Raw genomic sequence first — 17,459 nt, 5'->3', positions numbered from 1 at the left:
CGCGCCTTACCAGTTTCCCGCGAGCGTGGTCCACAGAAAGCGATAAACGAGCGCGTCGTACTCCGCGCGCTCGAGCGAATCGCTGCCGGGGCCGTGACCGCCTTCGGTGTTCTCCAGATACCAGACATTCGCGTGCCCCTGCTGCTCCATGCGCGCGACCATCTTGCGCGCGTGCGAGGGATGCACGCGGTCGTCGCTCGTCGAAGTCGTGAACAGCGACGGCGGATACACGACGCCGGGCTTCACATGGTGGTAAGGCGAATAGCCAGCCAGCGCGCGTGATTCTTCGGCATCCTCAGGATCGCCATATTCGTCGATCCATGACGCACCCGCATGCAGCAGCGGGTAGCGCTGCATGTCGAGCAGCGGCACCTCGCACACCACGGCGCCGAACAGCTCAGGGCGCTGCACCATGCACGCGCCCACGAGCAGCCCGCCGTTGCTGCCGCCCTTGATGCCCAGTTGCGCGGCGCTCGTATAGCCATCGGCGATCAACTGTTCGGCCACCGCGATGAAGTCGTCGAACGAGCGCTGGCGACGCTCGCGCTGGGCCTCGACGTGCCAGGCGGTGCCGTACTCGCCGCCGCCGCGGATGTGCGCGATCGCCACCACGCCGCCCTGCTCCAGCCAGCCGATGCCGGAGCCCACGAGATACTGCGGCGTGAGCGCGATTGCGAAGCCGCCGTAGCCTGTCAGCAGGCACGGCGACGCCTTGCGTGACTCGCCTTCGAGCACGGCCTTCGGGCCAACTACGGTGAACGGTACGCTCGTGCCATCCGCCGAGCACGCGTGCGAGCGGATGACCGTGAGCGGCCCGGAATCGAACTGCGTGGGCCAGCGGTCGAGCAATTCCCACTGCTGGAGATCAGTTTGCGCGAGATCGGCGAGCCAGTATTCGGGCGGCAGCAGGTAATCGTCGACGTCGACGAATACCTCGTCGTTGAGTGTATCTTCGATGGGCGAGACATCCACCTGCGAACTCGCACGCGCAGGGAACACGCGCGACTCCCAGCGCCACGCGCTATCTTCCTGGTGCGGCTGCCAGAGCATCGTGCGGCTCTCGACATCGTCGAGCCAGGAGACGATCAAGACGTTTTGCGTATTGGTCCAGTCGCATGCCGACGTCACCGGCGTGGGCGTGAAGAGCGTCGTGAACGCGCGCTCGCCCGCGAGGAAGTCGTCTTCGCGGATCACGAGCAACGCACCGCCCTTGTACGTCACACCGGAGACGGTCCAGTCGAGGCGCGGCTCGAGTAGCAACCAGCCGTGCCAGGCGCCCACCGAAACATGCGTGGGCACGTCGTACACCTGCCAGTCACCGCGCTTATCCAGACGATAGGTGTATGAATCGAAGAAGTCGACGCTGCGCACCACGTCGTGGCGCTTCTCGACCGGATCGTAGTCGCCTTCCACACTGATGTCGTCGAACTCGCCGCTGAACACCACGGGCGCGTCGGCGAGCGCGGTGCCGCGCGTCCAGCGGCGCACCTCGCGCGGGTAGCCCGAGCGTGTGAGCATCTTCTTGCCGCTCTTGCCGCCCGCGTCCCATCCCAGGTACACGGTATCGCGATCGATCCACGAGATGATGTGCTTGCCTTCCTTCGCGATGGCGAAACCATCGTCGAGGAATTCGCGCTTCACGATGTCGAATTCACGCACGATGACCGCGTCGGAGCCGCCATCGGAAAGCTGGATCAGCGCGCGGTCGCCGTCCGGATAGAGAATGTCGATGCCCGCGCACACCCATGGCCTGCCCTCTTTCGCACCGAGCGCGTCGAAGTCGATGAGCGTTTGCCACTGGGGCTTGTGGGCGCGCCAGTCGGCCCAGAGCGCGCGGCGCCACAGGCCCTTGGGATTGTCCTCGTCCTCCCAGAGATCGTAGGCCCACTCCTGCCAGCGGCTCGGGATCACGGGCCGCTCGCGCGGCAAGTAGGCCTGCGCGAGGCGCGTTTCGAGCGCCTCGAAGCGCGCACCACCCTGCCACGCGGCGCGTGTGCGCGCGTTCTGCGTTTCGACCCAGTCCATGACGGCGGGGTCGTCGAGCGATTCGAGCGAAAGGAACGGATCGGCCTCGGTGGGCCAGGGAGAAGTCACGGGCATGATCGGTCGTCGACAGGAAAACAGCGTCGATTATGCCCTGTGTGGGCGCCGATGCACTGCGCGCCGGGCCGGCTCGCGTGGCGCGAGGCCGGCCCGGTGTCCCATGCTAGTCCGCGCTCATTCCAGATTGAGCTCCTGGATCTTGCGCGTGATGGTGTTGCGGCCGATGCCAAGACGCTCGGCCGCCTCGACCTTGCGCCCGCGCGTGAAGTCGAGCGCCTCGCGGATCACGGCGGCTTCGAAGCGGCGCGAGAGTTCGTCCATGACGTCGGCGCTGTTTTCGCGCAGCAGGCGCGCGACCTCCGTGCGCAGACCGCTCTCCCACACGCTCAGCGTCGAGATCGCGGCAGCGGCGCCGTTGGACGCGCCGAACGCGGGCGTGCCGAACACCACACCGCCCGGGATGCCGCCGATCGCGCCGGGCAAGCCCACGCCCGCCACGGCGCCCGCAACCGGTGATATCCCGCCCGCGCCATTGGCCGCCGCGCCCGCTTCGGACGCAGCCGCAGCATCGGCGAGATGCACCGCCGCCCCCGCCGAGCCGTGCACAGGCACGAGGTCGGGCGGCAGATCCTTGATCTCGACGGTCTGCGCGGGCGCCATTACGGTGAGCCAGTTCGCGAGATTCTCGAGCTGACGCACATTGCCCGGAAACGGCAGCGACGACATCCACGCGAGCGCCTCGTCCGACACGCGCTTGGGCTCGACACCCAGCTCGCGCGCGCTTTTCTGGAGGAAGTGGCGCGTGAGCAGCGGAATATCCTCGCTGCGTTCGCGCAGCGCAGGCAAACGCAAACGAATTACGTTGAGCCGGTGATACAGGTCCTCGCGGAACAGCCCCTGACGCACGCGCGTTTCGAGGTTCTGGTGCGTCGCGGCGATTACGCGCACGTTCGCACGCAGCGGGTTGTGCCCGCCCACGCGGTAGAACTGTCCATCGGAGAGCACACGCAAGAGGCGCGTTTGCAGGTCGAACGGCATGTCGCCGATTTCGTCGAGGAACAGCGTGCCGTTCTCGGCCTGCTCGAAGCGGCCCTGGCGCATGGCCTGTGCGCCCGTGAACGCACCGCGCTCATGGCCGAACAGTTCGGATTCCAGAAGATCCTTCGGAATCGCCGCGGTGTTCAGCGCGATGAACGGACCGTTCGCGCGTGGGCTATGTCGGTGCAAGGCGCGCGCGACAAGCTCCTTTCCGGTGCCAGACTCGCCCGTGATGAGCACGGTCGCCGCCGAATGCGAAAGCCGCCCGATGGCGCGGAACATGTCCTGCATGGCCGGCGCCTGGCCGAGCATCTCGGGCGCTTCGGCGGGACGCTCGTCCCACTGCTGCTCGCCGCGCATGCTTTCGTCCACGGCGCGGCGAATCAGCTCGACGGCCTTGTCGACGTCGAACGGCTTGGCGAGATACTCGAACGCGCCGCCCTGAAACGCGGCGACCGCGCTGTCGAGGTCGGAGAACGCCGTCATGATGATGACGGGCAAGCCCGGCACGCGCTCACGCACGGTTTGCAGCAGCTCGAGACCCGAGCCGCCCGGCATGCGGATGTCGGAGACGAGCACCTGCGGGCTGTCGTGATCGAGTGCGCTCGCGGCTTCGCGCACGTTCGAAAAGCTGCGAGTAGCTAAGTTCTCGCGGGCAAGGGCCTTTTCGAGCACCCAGCGTATCGATTGGTCGTCGTCTACTATCCAGATCGGCTTCATAAGATCGGTCAGAAGTCCTGGTGGCGTGCGGTATCGGTAAATCTAAATTCAGGTCTGGCTATCGATTCAACTATCGAGCGGCAGCAATATCTGAAACTCGGTGTGGCCCGGCCGGCTATCCACTTCGATCAGTCCGTCGTGCTGCTGGACGAACGTCTGCGCGAGCGTCAGGCCGAGACCGCTGCCATCCTCGCGTCCGGAGACAAGCGGATAGAAGATGCGGTCGCGAATGTCATCGGGAATGCCGGGTCCGTTGTCAGTGATATGCAAGTCCAGTGCCAGCTTGCACAAGCGTTTGGAAATCGTGATCTTGCGCGCGATGCGCGTGCGCAATTCAATGCGCGCGTCGCCCTGCGAAATGCGTTCGCGCAGCGCCTGCGCCGCGTTGCGCACGATGTTCAGCAGTGCCTGGATCAACTGCTCCTTGTCGCCACGCAGGTCGGGCACGCTCACGTCGTAGTCGCGCTCGATGGTGAGGCCGCGCGGGAATTCCGCGAGGATCACGGCGCGCACGCGCTCGCAGACTTCGTGAATATTCACGTCGCCGACGATATGCGGATGCCGATGCGGCTCCAGCAGACGGTCGACGAGCGTCTGCAGGCGGTCCGACTCCTTGATGATCACCTGCGTGTACTCGCGCAGCTCGTCGCGCTCCAGCGCGCCGAGTTCGAATTCGAGCAGCTGTGCCGCGCCGCGAATACCGCCGAGCGGATTCTTGATCTCGTGCGCGAGATTGCGGATCAGATGCTTGTTCACGGCCGTGAGGTCGTGAATGCGCTCCTCGCGGTCGCTGCGCAAATGCCGCTCGTTCTCGAAGAGTTCGAGCAACACGTAATCGGGCGTGCTTTCGAGAAAGCCCACGACCACGTGCACATTCAGCGGTTCGCGTCCGGGGCGTTCCAGCGAAGCGTCGAGCCGCGTCGCGTGAAAGCGATGCTCGGCGATCGACGCGATCGTCGAGAGCAGTTCGTCCGCATTCGAGAAGAGATCGGACCACGCCATCTGTGCGAGTTGACGGCGCGAGAGATCGAGCATCGCCTCCGCCGAAGGATTCGCGAAAGCAACGCGCAATGTGCGCTTGTCGAGCACGAGCACGACCGTGGGCAGCGCCTCGAAGCCGGGCAGCAGGCCCGACTCGACGAGCGGCGCGTCGTCGGAGAGCGGTTCGGCGTGGCCCTTTCTTGCCTTGATCAGATTCTTGAGCACCATGTTTCAGGCCGGCCGCCATACGGCGCGCCAGCAACGGTCCTGGTCGTTAATTCTGGTCAATACGCTGGTCAACTAGCGGGTCAAGACGTCTCGTCGACAAGCGACAAGGCGTCCCAACGAAAAAGGGACGGCACCGCCGTCCCTTGGAGACCCAACGCGCACGCGTCCTGCGAGTCGAAGAAACTGAACCGGCGCTTCGCTGTGTAGCATGCAGCGAAGCGCCATCGCCAATTACAGCGAGTAGTACAGTTCGAACTCGACCGGGTGCGTGGTCATACGCACGCGTTGCAGTTCGCTTTCCTTCAGCGCCAGGTACGCGTCGATCATGCCGTCGGTGAACACACCACCGCGCGTCAGGAACTCGCGATCCTTGTCGAGCGCTTCGAGAGCCTGGTCGAGGCCGGCGCAGACGGTCGGGATCTTTGCATCCTCTTCCGGCGGCAGGTCGTACAGGTTCTTGTCGGCGGCTTCGCCCGGGTGGATCTTGTTCTGCACGCCGTCCAGACCTGCCATCATCAGTGCCGAGAAGCACAGGTACGGGTTGGCGAGCGGATCCGGGAAGCGCGTTTCGATACGGCGGCCCTTCGGATTCGACACGTGCGGAATACGGATCGATGCCGAACGGTTGCGTGCCGAGTAAGCGAGCTTGACCGGCGCTTCGAAGTGCGGCACGAGACGCTTGTACGAGTTCGTACCCGGGTTCGTGATGGCGTTCAGCGCGCGAGCGTGCTTGATAATGCCGCCGATGTAGAACAGCGCGAATTCCGACAGACCAGCGTAGCCGTTACCCGCGAACAGGTTCTGGCCGTCCTTCCAGATCGACTGGTGAACGTGCATGCCCGAACCGTTGTCGCCGACGACCGGCTTCGGCATGAACGTCGCCGTCTTGCCGTACGTGTGCGCGACGTTGTGGACGATGTACTTCAGTTGCTGCGTCCAGTCCGCGCGCTGAACCAGCGTCGAGAACTTCGTGCCGATTTCGTTCTGGCCCTGGCCCGCCACTTCGTGGTGGTGCACTTCGACCGGAATGCCGATCTGCTCGAGCAGCAGACACATCTCCGAGCGGATGTCCTGGAACGTGTCGACCGGTGCGACCGGGAAGTAGCCGCCCTTCGTGCCCGGACGGTGGCCCGTGTTGCCGCCTTCGATTTCGCGGCCCGACGACCACGGTGCTTCATCCGAGCCGATCTTCACGAAGCAGCCCGACTGATCCGTGTTCCACTGGACCGAATCGAAAATGAAGAATTCCGGCTCCGGACCGAAGAAGGCGGTGTCGCCGAGGCCCGTGCTCTTCAGGTACGCTTCAGCGCGCTTGGCGAGCGAGCGCGGGTCGCGCTCGTAGCCCTTGCCGTCGGCCGGTTCGACTACGTCGCAGGTCAGCACGAGCGTCGATTCTTCGTAGAACGGGTCGATGAAGGCCGTGTTCGGGTCCGGCACGAGCAGCATGTCCGAGGCTTCGATGCCCTTCCAGCCGGCAATCGACGAACCGTCAAACGCATGACCCGACTCGAACTTGTCTTCGTCGAATGCCGACAGCGGAACCGAAACGTGCTGCTCCTTGCCGCGCGTGTCCGTGAAGCGGAAGTCGACAAACTTGACGTCTTCGTCCTTGACGAGTTGCATGACGTCGGCCACGGATTTACTCATAACCTATTCTCCTGATTAACGATTTCGGCGAACGCTGCCGCCGTCCCAATCTTGTTGATCCCCGCCGGCCGCCTCCTTCCCGGGCCTGTCCTGCTGACCCTGGCTGGCCGGCTGCGAAATCGATCGAGACATATAAAGCAGCTTCCATGCCATGCATGCGCCAACGTGGCGCAAATCCCTTTCGCGACACGCACTTGGAGTCAAAAATCGTGCGCAGCGCTTGTGTCGAGCCGCCGGCACGGCGGCTCATCGGCACTAAATTCGTGCACTCCCGAATTTGGCGCGCGAATCTCTCTTCATTATGGTGCAAACCACCGGGAATGCACCATTTCAATGCATCGCGCGCTTTCGACCGGCCAAGCTTCGCGCAGTTACGGTGTTGCCTTGGCCCGGGCCGTCCAACCCGCTCCGTCCCCGCGCGCTAGAATGGTTTTTTGGTCCCACGCGAAACAGGAGATCCGTTGTCATGAGTACGCTCGAACAGTTGTACGCCCAGGCCGAGAAACGCCGCGTCGAGAGCCAGCTGCCCTACGCGGGCGCGGTGTCGCCCGCAGAGGCATTCGAGCTTCTGCAGCTCGACCCGCGTGCGCGCCTCGTCGACGTGCGCACGCGCGCTGAACTCGACTGGGTCGGCCGTCCCGTCGTGGGCGACGGCCAGTATTCGCACGTCGAATGGACCCGCTATCCGGGCGGCGTGCCCAATGCCGAGTTCCTCAGCCAGCTCAAGAGCGCCGTGGAAGCCGACGCGCCAGTGCTGTTCCTTTGCCGCAGCGCCGCGCGCTCCAAGCTCGCCGCCATCGAGGCCGCCAAGGCCGGCTTCACGAAGGCCTATGACCTGCTCGAAGGCTTCGAAGGCGACAAGGACGGCCAGGGGCATCGCAAGACCGTTACCGGCTGGTGCTTCCGCGGCCTGCCGTGGATCGGCGCCTGACACCCAGAAACCGCCCCGCTCCAACCCAACGGGCCACTCTGAGCGCCCCGTGTGACATGCAGATGATGCGCCGCCTGCCCTACGGCCGCACGCGGCGCACCTTCGCGCGCTGAATCAAAAACCGGCGCGCGACCCGCTGCGGCGCTTGCGATCGGGCGTATCCTCGCCCGGCGGCGCCGGCTCGACCACATCGCCGCCCAGTTCGTGCACGCCTTCGCGCAGCTTCACGAAGGCGGCCGCCACGGCCTCGGGCTCGCCCTTCACGCCCAGATCGATGTGCCGGCGCGCATAAATGCCGCCCCGCTCCGCATCGCCCACGCTCGGCAGGCTGAACACCCGCACGCCCGCAAAATCACGCTCGATGCTCTCCATGAGCGGCGTGAGCGTCGACTCCGGCAGCTCGAACACGAGCAGCGACTTCTCGGCGTGCGGCGTCTGGTGATGCAGGTGCGCGTACTTCGTGTCGAGCACCCACTCGATCATCGGCCACGCCATCACGGGGAAACCGGGCACGAAGTGATGATCGCGAATCGAAAAACCCGGAATCTTGTTGTAGCCGTTCGGGATGATCTCGCAGCCCTGCGGGAACGTGCCCATCTGGAAGCGGTGCAGATTCTCGGGCGACTGGTAATTCACGGGATCGTCGCCCGCGTGCATGTCGCGGATGCGCTCGCGGATCGCCGCCTCGGCGTCAGGATGCAACGCGAGCGGCACGCCCAGCGCCGCAGCCGCACACTGGCGCGTGTGGTCGTCCGGCGTCGCGCCGATGCCGCCCGTCGAGAACACGATGTCGCCCGAAGCGAACGAGCGCCGCAGCGTCTCGGTGATGCGCTCGGGATCGTCGCCCACGTACTGGGCCCACTCGAGCGAGAGGCCGCGCGCGCCAAGCAGTTCGATGACCTTCGGCAGATGCTTGTCGGAGCGGCGCCCCGAGAGAATCTCGTCGCCGATGATGATGACGCCAAATGCCATGGGACGCCTCTTTGAATTGTCTCGATGATTAAGCGGTTAGTGCACGATCGTCACGTCACCGGACGCTTGCTGCACTTCGTGCGCGCGCATGCGCTGCAGCGCGCGCAGGCAGTAGTGCCCGAACCAGAGCGCCGTGAACACCAGAATGAACGCATAGATCCAGATGGTCACCGCCGCCAGCACCGGAAAGAACAGCAGCAGCCACGCGGACACGGCCCAGATCGCCGTGGGCAGGGAGCCGAGCAGTCCGCTCACTACGCCGATCACGAGCAGCGGCAGCCGGTGGCTGCGCACGAGCGCGCGGCGCTCCTCGACGGTTGCGTGCAGCGCGAGCGCATCGTACGTCATCACCCGATACGTGAGCCAGCCCCACAACAGCGGCGGAATCAGCGCGAAGAACGGCGGAATGAGCCACAGCGGCAGCGTCACGATCATCACGATCAGGCAGACGAGCGTCGTGACGAGCGAATAGAACAGGCTGCCGTACCAACTGCCGCCATGCCGGATCTCGAGCGTCCCGTACTGGCGCTTCGACAGATGGCGGATCACGCGCGGCATCGAAATGGCGACGATCAGCAGCAGCACCGAGATCACGATGAGCGGAATCGTCAGGACGATGACGAGAAACGGCGCGAGCGTCGCACGCAGCCAGCCGAAGCCGAGCGCGTCGAACAGATGATAGAGGTAGGCCGTGGAGGACCAGTTCGCGAGCGCGCCGCGCATGAGGTCGAGCAGCGGCTGCCAGAACACATAGAGCACGGCGCCCCACGCCGCCGCCGCCACGAGAAATGGCACGAAGGTGAGCAGCAGCATGGCGGGATGGAACACGCTCGCGAGCGCGCGTCCGAACGAGCGCAACAGGTCATTCATGCGAGCGGAATACGGCGAAAAGGACAGGTAGAGGACACGGTGTCGGCGAAATCGGTACGGCCAAGCCGACAGCATAAACCACCGCGCGCACGGCGGGTAAGACGGTGCGAGGACGGGCAAGGACGCCGCCACGTCCCACGTGCCCTCCCACGATCCGGGGTCCTTCAGTGTCCCGTGCTGTCCTGCGGTGTCCTTTAGGCCCCGTTCGGCGCCGTGACGGGCGCGCGATCGTAGAAGTAGATGCCATGCGGCGAGCGGCCCACGGCGATCGTCTTGATGAGCTTGCGGGTTTGCATGTCGATGAGGCCGATGTGCTTCGCGAAACGGAACGTCACCCACAGGTAGCGCTTGTCGGCGGTCAGCTCCATGTCGTCGGGGCCGGGCATCAGGCCGCTGATTTCGCCGGTCTTTTCGAGTGTGTCCTCGTCGATGATGCTGATGACGTTCGCCACGCGGCTCGACACCAGCACGTGGCGGCCGTCCACGAGCGAGCGGAAGTTGTGCGCGGCCTTGCCCACCTGGATCGTCTTGACGATTTTCTGGTTGCGCCAGTCCACCACCGCAACGTAGTCGGCGCCCGTCATGCCGACCAGCAGGTACTTGTCGCCAGGCGTGAACCACAGGCCTGCCGGCGCGGCACCGACCTTCATCTTCCAGAGCACCTTCTGCGTCGGCAGATCGACCGCGGCGATTTCGCCCGACACCTGCAGCGAAACGAACACGGTGCGGCTGTCGTTCGTGAACGCCAGGTGGCTCGGCATGGCCGAGAGCGGCAGGCGTTTGGCGAGCGTGATGTTGCTGCCGCCCGCGTAATTGTAGATGTCGAGGCGGTCGAGGCGCAGGCCCGTGGTCACGAACCACTTGCGGTCGGGCGAGAAGCCGAGCTGGTACGGGTCTTCGACGTTTTCGACCCAGCGCTGCGCCTTGCCGGTCTTCGGATCGACGAACAGGAGGTTGTTCGACACGGAGTTCGCGACGATCAGCGAGGCGTTGTCCGGCGTGGGAAAGAGGTGGTGCGGTTCCTTGCCCGTGGGCACGGTGCCGACGACTTCGTGCGTCTTGTCGTCGATGAGGCTCAACGTGGCTTCGCCCGAATTCAGGACGATGATGTTGTTCGCGTAGGCGGCCGTGGAGGCGAAGGTGGCGACTGTCGCTGCGCAAGCGAGGGCGAAAGCTGCGGCCTTGGCGGCGACGCGGCTAAAAGCGTTGTTGTTCGGCATGAAGAATTGTTCCCGGGCAGATTCGTGATTGTAGATCGTCTACCCGCACCCAAGGTTGACGGAGAGCCCTTGAAATATGCGAGGGGCGCAATTAAGCGCCCCTTTTTTCGAGCAATATTGAAGAACTGTTATGGCCCGCAATGCGCCTTATCGCTGCATCGACTCCCATACCTTGTGGAGGCGCTTGACCGAGACCGGCATCGGCGTGCGCAATTCCTGCGCGAAGAGCGAGATGCGCAGTTCTTCGAGCAGCCAGCGGAACTCCGAAAGACGCGGATCGAACACGCCGCCGCGCTGCGAGAGCGCGCGCTGATACTGCTGCACGAGCGGCTGGAATTCGGCGGCCTGGCGCGCGTCTCGTGCGGGGTCGGCGCGCAGCTTGTCGATGCGCAGCGCGACGCCCTTCAGGTAGCGCGGGAAATGCACGAGCTGCGCATAGGGGGTCTCCAGAATGAAGCGCTTGCTGATGAGCGCGTCGACCTGCGCCTGCATGTCCGCGGCCGGTGCGCCGAAGGCCCTGGCCTGCACCAGCTTCTTCGCCAACGATGCGTATTCCGCGAGAATCTGCCCCACCAGACGCGCGATTTCCTGCGCGAGCAGCGAGAGACGTCCGCGGCCTTCGTCCTTGCGCGCGTGGAAGCTCGCGTCGTCGTCGGGCAGCGGGTCTTGCAGGCAGGCGCGATCGAGCGCGAGTTCGACCAGCTGGTCGCGCAGTTCCTCCTGCGTGGCGCGCGCCATGAACTGCATCGCCATCTCGCGCAGACCCGGCAGGTTCTTCTCCAGGTAGCGGATCGGCTCGCGCAGCTGCAGCGCGTAGAGGCGGCGCAACCCCTGGCGATGGATGCGCGCGGCCTCCTCCGGCGAATCGAACACTTCGACGTCGCAGTGCGTGCCGCGATCGACGAGCGCCGGATAGCCGAACAGCGTCTGTCCGCCGCGGCGGATTTCCAGCAGCTCGGGCAGCTTGCCGAAATTCCACGTCGTGAGGTTTTCATAGAGCGCCGTGGCAGGCGCGGCGTCGCCCGACGCGGGTGTGTGCGGCACGTTGCTCTTCTGCGGCACGTTGCCGGTCGCATCGCGCTCGATCTGAGCGTTCTGCGGTGCCTCACCGCCCTGCGCGTGCGTTTCCAGCGCGGCGAGCGCCGTCGCGCTTGCGAGCTTCTGGAATTGCTGCTGCGCCTGCGCGCCGAGTTCGGCGCGCAGTTGCGCGAGGTTGCGGCCCATCGCGAGCTGGCGACCGTGCTCGTCGATCACCTTGAAGTTCATGAAGAGGTGCGCGGGCAGCGTCTCCAGCTTGAAGTCGGCGGACTTCAGGGCGATCTGCTTTTGCTCGCGCACGTCGGCGATCAGCGCTTCGAGCAGGCCGCCCGCACCGAAACGCTCGCCGCCCACGCGCTCCGCGAAACCGGCCGCGTATTCGGGCAGCGGCACGCAGTGGCGGCGCAACTTCTGCGGCAGCGATTTCAGGAGCAGCTGCGCCTTCTCCTTGAGCATGCCCGGCACGAGCCATTCGCAGCGGCGCGCATCGACCTGGTTGAGCGCGTAGAGCGGCACCGCGAGCGTCACGCCGTCGCGCGGCGAGCCCGGCTCGAAGTGATACGTGAGCGCCATCGCCACGCCCGACATCGTCATGCGCTTCGGGAACAGCTCGGTCGTCACGCCCGCTGCTTCGTGGCGCATCAGGTCGTCGCGAGAGAGGTACAGGAGACGCAGCTTGTCCTCGGGCTGGCCGCCCTTCCTCACCTCGTCGCGATACCAGCGCTCGAACGACGCGCCCGAGTAAATGGCTTCCGGAATCGCCTGATCATAGAAGCCGTAAATCAGCTCATCGTCGACCAGCACGTCCTGGCGGCGCGACTTGTGTTCCAGTTGCTCGATATCGGCGAGCAGCTTGCGGTTGTGCGCGAAGAAGGCGAGCTTCGTGTCGAACTCGCCCTCCACGAGCGCGCCGCGAATGAAGAGTTCGCGGGCGCGCGCCGGGTCCTGCTTGCCGAACGCCACGCGCCTGCGTTGATACACCGGCAGGCCATACAGCACCCCACGCTCGAACGCGCTCACCTGCGCCGCGCGTTTTTCCCAATGCGGCTCCGAGAGCGACGTCTTCAGCAAATGCGCGCCGACCTTCTCCAGCCACTCGGGCTCGATCTTCGCGATGCAGCGCGCGTAGAGGCGGCTCGTCTCGACGAGTTCGGCGGCCACGACCCAGCGGCCCGCCTTCTTCACGAGCGCCGAGCCCGGCCACAAGTGGAACTTGATGCCGCGCGCGCCGAGGTAATGCGGCTCGTCGTCGGCCTTCAGGCCGATATTGCCGAGCAGGCCCGTGAGCAGCGCGTGATGGATCTGCTCGTAGGTCGCGTCGGCTTCGTTGATGCGCCAGCCATGCTCGCGCACCACCGTCAGCAATTGCGAATGCACGTCGCGCCATTCGCGCAGACGCAAGTGCGAAAGAAAATTCGCGCGGCACGCATCGAGCAGTTGCCGGTTGGACTTCTTGTGCGCGACGGCCTCTTCGAACCAGGCCCAGATCTTGAGCCACTGGAGAAACTCGGAGCGCTCGTCGGCAAAACGGCGATGCGCCTGGTCCGCCTGCTCCTGCGCCTCGATCGGCCGGTCGCGCGGATCCTGCACCGAAAGCGCGCTCGCGATGATGAGCACTTCGCGCAGCGCCTGCTCGTCGCGTGCGCCGAGAATCATGCGGCCCACGCGCGGATCGAGCGGCAGCCGCGCGAGTTCGCGGCCTAGCGGCGTGAGCGCGTTGTCCTCGTCCACGGCGCCGAGTTCGTTGAGCAGTTGATAGCCGTCGGCAATCGCGCGGCCCGGCGGCGGCTCGATAAACGGAAACGTCTCGATCGCCGTGAGATGCAGCGACTTCATGCGCAGAATCACGGCGGCGAGCGACGAACGCAGGATCTCCGGATCGGAGAAGCGCGGCCGCGCGATGAAATCCGCTTCCTCGTACAGCCGGATGCAGATGCCGTCCGCGACCCGCCCGCAACGGCCCGCGCGCTGGTTCGCCGCCGCCTGCGCAATCGACTCGATCTGCAACTGCTCGACCTTGTTGCGATACGAATAGCGCTTCACGCGCGCGAGGCCCGTATCGACCACGTAGCGGATGCCCGGCACCGTGAGCGACGTTTCCGCCACATTGGTCGCGAGCACGATGCGGCGCGCGTTCGACGGCTTGAATACGCGCTCCTGCTCCTGCGCGGAAAGCCGCGCGAACAGCGGCAGGATTTCCGTGTGCGGCGGATGATGCTTGCGTAGCGCTTCCGCGGCGTCGCGAATCTCGCGCTCGCCGGGCAGGAACACGAGCACGTCGCCCGAGCCTTCACGGCAGAGTTCGTCGACGGCATCGACGATCGCTTCCATCAGGTCGCGATCGGTGTCGCGTTGCGACTTGCCGCTCTTTTCGCGGCCTGTCGTGCCCTGCGCGTTCTTCACCGCCGGGCTGTCTTCCTGCACCGGGCGGTAGCGCACCTCGACGGGATACAGCCGGCCGCTCACCTCGATCACCGGCGCGGGCTTTTCCTCGCTGCCGAAGTGGCGCGCGAAGCGATCTGCGTCGATGGTCGCCGAAGTCACGATCAGCTTGAGGTCGGGCCGGCGCGGCAGAATTTCCTTCAGATAGCCGAGCAGGAAGTCGATGTTCAGACTGCGCTCGTGCGCCTCGTCGATGATGATCGTGTCGTAGGCATTGAGCAGCGGATCGGTTTGCGTTTCCGCGAGCAGAATGCCGTCGGTCATGAGCTTGACCGAAGCGCCCGGCGAGAGATTGTCGGTGAAGCGCACCTTGTAGCCGACCACTTCGCCGAACGGCGTATTGAGTTCGTCGGCGATGCGCCGCGCCGTGGCCGAAGCCGCGATCCGGCGCGGCTGCGTATGGCCGATCAAACCCGTACCGCCCGCGCCGAGGCCGCGGCCCAGTGCGAGCGCGATCTTCGGCAACTGCGTGGTCTTGCCCGAGCCCGTTTCGCCGCTCACGATCACGACCTGATTCTGTGCGATCGCACGCGCGATTTCCTCACGTCGGCCGGAGACGGGCAACGCTTCGGGGAACGTGACCGGCGGCACCTTGTTCGGCTCGACGTTCGTGCGTGGTGCACGCGGCGGACGTTCCTGGCGTTCGGCGCGCGGCGCGCGATCACGTTCACGTTCGCCTTCATTGCCGGGGCGCGGCGCGTGTTCTGATTTCGGCTTTGCGGGTCGCTGGGGATTCGGCTGGCTCTGCGCTTTCGCTTGCTTCGGCAGCTGCTGTACGCGCGGCGGTTGATTGCGCCGAGCCTCGGCGCGCGCCTCGCGCGATTCGTTGGAGCCGTCTCGCGGCGCGTTTCGCTGCGCCGGGCGTCGATCGTCGCGCTCCTCGCGCGGCTTGGCCGGCTGCGCGTCGCCGCGCTCGTTACGCGGTGCACCTCGCGCTGGAGACTGTGACGGAGGCTGCGGCGCAGGCTTGGTTTCGCTTCCCTGCTCAGGGCCCTGATCCGCGCGTTGATGCGGACGCCGATCCGCGCGCGGCGGCGTCTGCTGTGGCGTCTGTGGTTGCGTCTGCTCCGCACGCTTGTCCTGCACGCGCGCGCCGCCCAGCGCGCCGCCGCCCATCAGCGCGGCAAGCTTGTCCGTCGACGCGAGCTTTTGCCCGTCGCCATACTTCTGCGACGCGCCTTTCGCTTTCGCGCCGTCCTGTGCCGTTTCCTTCCCGGCCGGGGTGTTGCTGCCCTGCGCCGAGGCAGGTCTTTTGGGTACATTCGACATGGGGGCGCATTATAATCCCGGGCATGAATTCCCAAACCGACCTCGTCCCCGCCACCGCCAGCGCGCCGGCCTCCGCCGCCGCTGCGGATTCCGACTCGCAGCTCATGGCGCAGCACGCGCAGTTCGTCGACTGGATGCGATCGGTCGCGCCCTACATCCACGCGTTCCAGGGCAAGACTTTCGTCGTCGGTTTCGGCGGCGAGGTCGTGCACCAGAACCTGCTCAACGCGCTCGTCGCCGACATCGCGCTACTGCAGGCCATGGGCATCCAGATCGTGCTCGTGCACGGCTCGCGCCCGCAGGTCGAGGAGCAGATGAGCCTGCACGGCGTCGAGTCCGAGTTCTCGCACGGCATGCGCATCACGAATGCCCGCGCGCTCGAGTCGGCGAAGGAAGCGGCCGGTGAAGTGCGTCTCGACATCGAGGCCGCGATCAGCCAGGGTCTGCCGAACACGCCGATGGCGCACGCGCACATCAGCGTGGTGTCGGGCAACTTCGTGACGGCGCGGCCGGTCGGCATTCTCGACGGCGTGGACTTCCAGCATACGGGCGTCGTGCGCAAGATCGACGCCGATTCGATCCGCCACTCGCTCGCGAGCCGCAAGCTCGTGCTGCTATCGCCGCTCGGTTTTTCGCCCACGGGCGAGGCGTTCAATCTGTCGATGGAAGACGTCGCCTCGGCGGCGGCCATCGCGCTGCGCGCCGACAAGATCATTTTCCTCACGGAAACGCAGGGCCTGATCGACGAGGAAGGCGAGCTGATCCGCGAAATGTCGCTCGACGACGCCTACAAACTGCAGGAAGGCGGCACCATGCTCGGCGACGAGGGCTTCTACCTGAAGCACTCCATTCGCGCCTGCCGCGGCGGCGTGGGCCGCGCTCACATCATTCCCTACGCGCTCGACGGCAGCGTGCTGCTCGAACTGTTCCTGCATGACGGCGTCGGCACCATGATCTCGTACGAGAATCTTGAGAGCCTGCGCGAAGCCACGCCCGACGACGTCGGCGGCATTCTCACGCTGATCGAGCCGCTCGAAACCGACGGCACGCTCGTGCGGCGCGGGCGTCACCAGATCGAGCGTGACATCGACCACTTCTCGGTGATCGAGCACGATGGCGTGCTGTTCGGCTGCGCGGCGCTTTACGCGTATTCGCAGGAGCGCATCGGCGAAATGGCATGCCTCACGGTGTCACCCGAAGCACAGGGCTCCGGCGACGGCGAACGCCTCTTGCGCCGTATCGAGCAGCGCGCACGGGCGCGCGGCCTCACGCGCATTTTCGTGCTCACCACGCGCACCGAACACTGGTTCCTGAAGCGCGGCTTCGTCAAGGCAACGGTGGACGACCTGCCCGAAGACCGCCGCCGCCTCTATAACTGGCAGCGCAAATCGCTCGTGCTGATGAAACAGCTCTGAGCGCGCCGCCACCCCCACATACGACTACAGGAGAAGCACAGCATGGCCCGTATGATCCAATGCGCGAAGCTCGGCAAGGAAGCCGAAGGCCTCGACTTTCCGCCGCTGCCGGGCGAGCTCGGCAAGCGCATCTACGAAAACGTCTCGAAAGAGGCATGGCAGCAGTGGCTCAAGCAGCAGACCATGCTCATCAACGAAAACCGCCTGAACATGGCCGATCCTCGCGCGCGCCAGTATCTGATGAAGCAGACCGAGAAGTTCTTCTTCGGCGAAGGCGCCGACCAGGCTTCCGGCTACGTGCCGCCGACCGAAGGTTAAGGCTTTCCGCTGCGCGTCGGCATCTGTCCCTGAGCCGCATACACGCAGCAGATTGCATTGCAAAACCGCGCCCCCGGCGCTAATGCCGTTCAGTTAAGACCTGAACGGCGTTTTCGTTTTGGGTGTTGTAAACGGTGAGGGAGGCTGTTAACCTGCGTCCCCATGCTTGATGACGCCCTCCATTTTCTCGCTGAAGAACAGGAAACGCCCGACTGGGCTCGCCTGGGCGAGCACTTGCCCTACGAGTGGATCGAGCAGGCGGTGGCCTACACGGGACGGGCGAGTATCCGACAACGCCGCTTGCCCGCGGAGCAGGTGGTTTGGCTG

The 17,459-nt window shown here is 65.3% G+C and carries 12 protein-coding genes; 4 read left to right on the top strand and 8 right to left on the bottom strand.

What is annotated here, in order from left to right; genetic code table 11:
* Nucleotides 1–6: 6 nt before the first annotated feature.
* The 4 genes from M3I53_RS06325 to glnA all read right to left on the bottom strand — a co-directional run bounded on the left by M3I53_RS06325 (nt 7) and on the right by glnA (nt 6,657).
* The gene (locus M3I53_RS06325) at nt 7–2,100 is read right to left on the bottom strand and encodes a prolyl oligopeptidase family protein (protein WP_254315129.1); all 2,094 of its coding nucleotides are present in this window, start codon (nt 2,098–2,100) and stop codon (nt 7–9) included.
* A 117-nt stretch (nt 2,101–2,217) separates the two neighbouring features.
* Nucleotides 2,218–3,801, bottom strand: a complete 1,584-nt coding sequence (gene ntrC, locus M3I53_RS06320) for a nitrogen regulation protein NR(I) (RefSeq protein ID WP_254315128.1) — start codon at nt 3,799–3,801, stop codon at nt 2,218–2,220.
* 66 nt (nt 3,802–3,867) lie between these two features.
* Nucleotides 3,868–5,010, bottom strand: a complete 1,143-nt coding sequence (gene glnL / locus M3I53_RS06315) for a nitrogen regulation protein NR(II) (protein ID WP_254315127.1) — start codon at nt 5,008–5,010, stop codon at nt 3,868–3,870.
* Nucleotides 5,011–5,241: 231 nt separating this feature from the next.
* Nucleotides 5,242–6,657: a type I glutamate--ammonia ligase gene (gene glnA / locus M3I53_RS06310; protein WP_042264808.1), complete on the bottom strand. Its 1,416-nt coding sequence runs from the start codon at nt 6,655–6,657 to the stop codon at nt 5,242–5,244.
* Between the two features lie 466 nt (nt 6,658–7,123).
* Here glnA and M3I53_RS06305 point away from each other — a divergent pair, with 466 nt between their 5' ends.
* Nucleotides 7,124–7,588, top strand: a complete 465-nt coding sequence (locus M3I53_RS06305) for a rhodanese-like domain-containing protein (protein ID WP_254315126.1) — start codon at nt 7,124–7,126, stop codon at nt 7,586–7,588.
* A 114-nt stretch (nt 7,589–7,702) separates the two neighbouring features.
* Here M3I53_RS06305 and M3I53_RS06300 read toward each other — a convergent pair whose 3' ends face one another.
* The 4 genes from M3I53_RS06300 to hrpA all read right to left on the bottom strand — a co-directional run bounded on the left by M3I53_RS06300 (nt 7,703) and on the right by hrpA (nt 15,399).
* A complete protein-coding gene (locus M3I53_RS06300; protein ID WP_254315125.1) occupies nt 7,703–8,560 on the bottom strand; it encodes a molybdopterin-binding protein in 858 nt (285 codons plus the stop codon).
* A 36-nt stretch (nt 8,561–8,596) separates the two neighbouring features.
* Complete coding sequence (locus M3I53_RS06295; protein ID WP_254315124.1) at nt 8,597–9,430, bottom strand: EI24 domain-containing protein; 834 nt, start codon at nt 9,428–9,430, stop codon at nt 8,597–8,599.
* 194 nt (nt 9,431–9,624) lie between these two features.
* Nucleotides 9,625–10,650, bottom strand: coding sequence for a cytochrome D1 domain-containing protein (locus M3I53_RS06290; protein ID WP_254315123.1), 1,026 nt, complete (start codon nt 10,648–10,650; stop codon nt 9,625–9,627).
* 147 nt (nt 10,651–10,797) lie between these two features.
* Nucleotides 10,798–15,399: an ATP-dependent RNA helicase HrpA gene (hrpA, locus tag M3I53_RS06285; protein WP_254315122.1), complete on the bottom strand. Its 4,602-nt coding sequence runs from the start codon at nt 15,397–15,399 to the stop codon at nt 10,798–10,800.
* Nucleotides 15,400–15,422: 23 nt separating this feature from the next.
* On the opposite strand from hrpA, the gene argA reads away from it, so the two are divergent.
* The 3 genes from argA to M3I53_RS06270 form a co-directional block, all read left to right on the top strand.
* A complete protein-coding gene (argA, locus tag M3I53_RS06280; RefSeq protein ID WP_254315121.1) occupies nt 15,423–16,814 on the top strand; it encodes an amino-acid N-acetyltransferase in 1,392 nt (463 codons plus the stop codon).
* Nucleotides 16,815–16,856: 42 nt separating this feature from the next.
* Nucleotides 16,857–17,132 carry an oxidative damage protection protein gene (locus tag M3I53_RS06275; protein ID WP_028204208.1) on the top strand — a complete coding sequence of 92 codons (276 nt, stop codon included), beginning with the start codon at nt 16,857–16,859 and terminating at the stop codon, nt 17,130–17,132.
* Between the two features lie 162 nt (nt 17,133–17,294).
* Nucleotides 17,295–17,459, top strand: a 165-nt coding sequence (locus M3I53_RS06270) for a transposase domain-containing protein (RefSeq protein WP_254315388.1), incomplete at its 3' end; no start/stop codon positions are given.

Origin of the sequence: Paraburkholderia sp. CNPSo 3272 (assembly GCF_024206495.1) — a bacterium.
In the GTDB taxonomy this organism is placed as follows: Bacteria; Pseudomonadota; Gammaproteobacteria; order Burkholderiales; family Burkholderiaceae; genus Paraburkholderia.
Note: the sequence above shows the minus strand (reverse complement) of the source record. Positions and strands in the feature narration are given on the sequence as shown.

Bases quoted from the DNA above. Each gene is read 5' to 3' on its own strand.
- M3I53_RS06325 (WP_254315129.1), bottom strand. From the start codon at position 2,100: ATGCCCGTGACTTCTCCCTGGCCCACCGAGGCCGATCCGTTCCTTTCG.
- ntrC (WP_254315128.1), bottom strand. From the start codon at position 3,801: ATGAAGCCGATCTGGATAGTAGACGACGACCAATCGATACGCTGGGTG.
- glnL (WP_254315127.1), bottom strand. From the start codon at position 5,010: ATGGTGCTCAAGAATCTGATCAAGGCAAGAAAGGGCCACGCCGAACCG.
- glnA (WP_042264808.1), bottom strand. From the start codon at position 6,657: ATGAGTAAATCCGTGGCCGACGTCATGCAACTCGTCAAGGACGAAGAC.
- M3I53_RS06305 (WP_254315126.1), top strand. From the start codon at position 7,124: ATGAGTACGCTCGAACAGTTGTACGCCCAGGCCGAGAAACGCCGCGTC.
- M3I53_RS06300 (WP_254315125.1), bottom strand. From the start codon at position 8,560: ATGGCATTTGGCGTCATCATCATCGGCGACGAGATTCTCTCGGGGCGC.
- M3I53_RS06295 (WP_254315124.1), bottom strand. From the start codon at position 9,430: ATGAATGACCTGTTGCGCTCGTTCGGACGCGCGCTCGCGAGCGTGTTC.
- M3I53_RS06290 (WP_254315123.1), bottom strand. From the start codon at position 10,650: ATGCCGAACAACAACGCTTTTAGCCGCGTCGCCGCCAAGGCCGCAGCT.
- hrpA (WP_254315122.1), bottom strand. From the start codon at position 15,399: ATGTCGAATGTACCCAAAAGACCTGCCTCGGCGCAGGGCAGCAACACC.
- argA (WP_254315121.1), top strand. From the start codon at position 15,423: ATGAATTCCCAAACCGACCTCGTCCCCGCCACCGCCAGCGCGCCGGCC.
- M3I53_RS06275 (WP_028204208.1), top strand. From the start codon at position 16,857: ATGGCCCGTATGATCCAATGCGCGAAGCTCGGCAAGGAAGCCGAAGGC.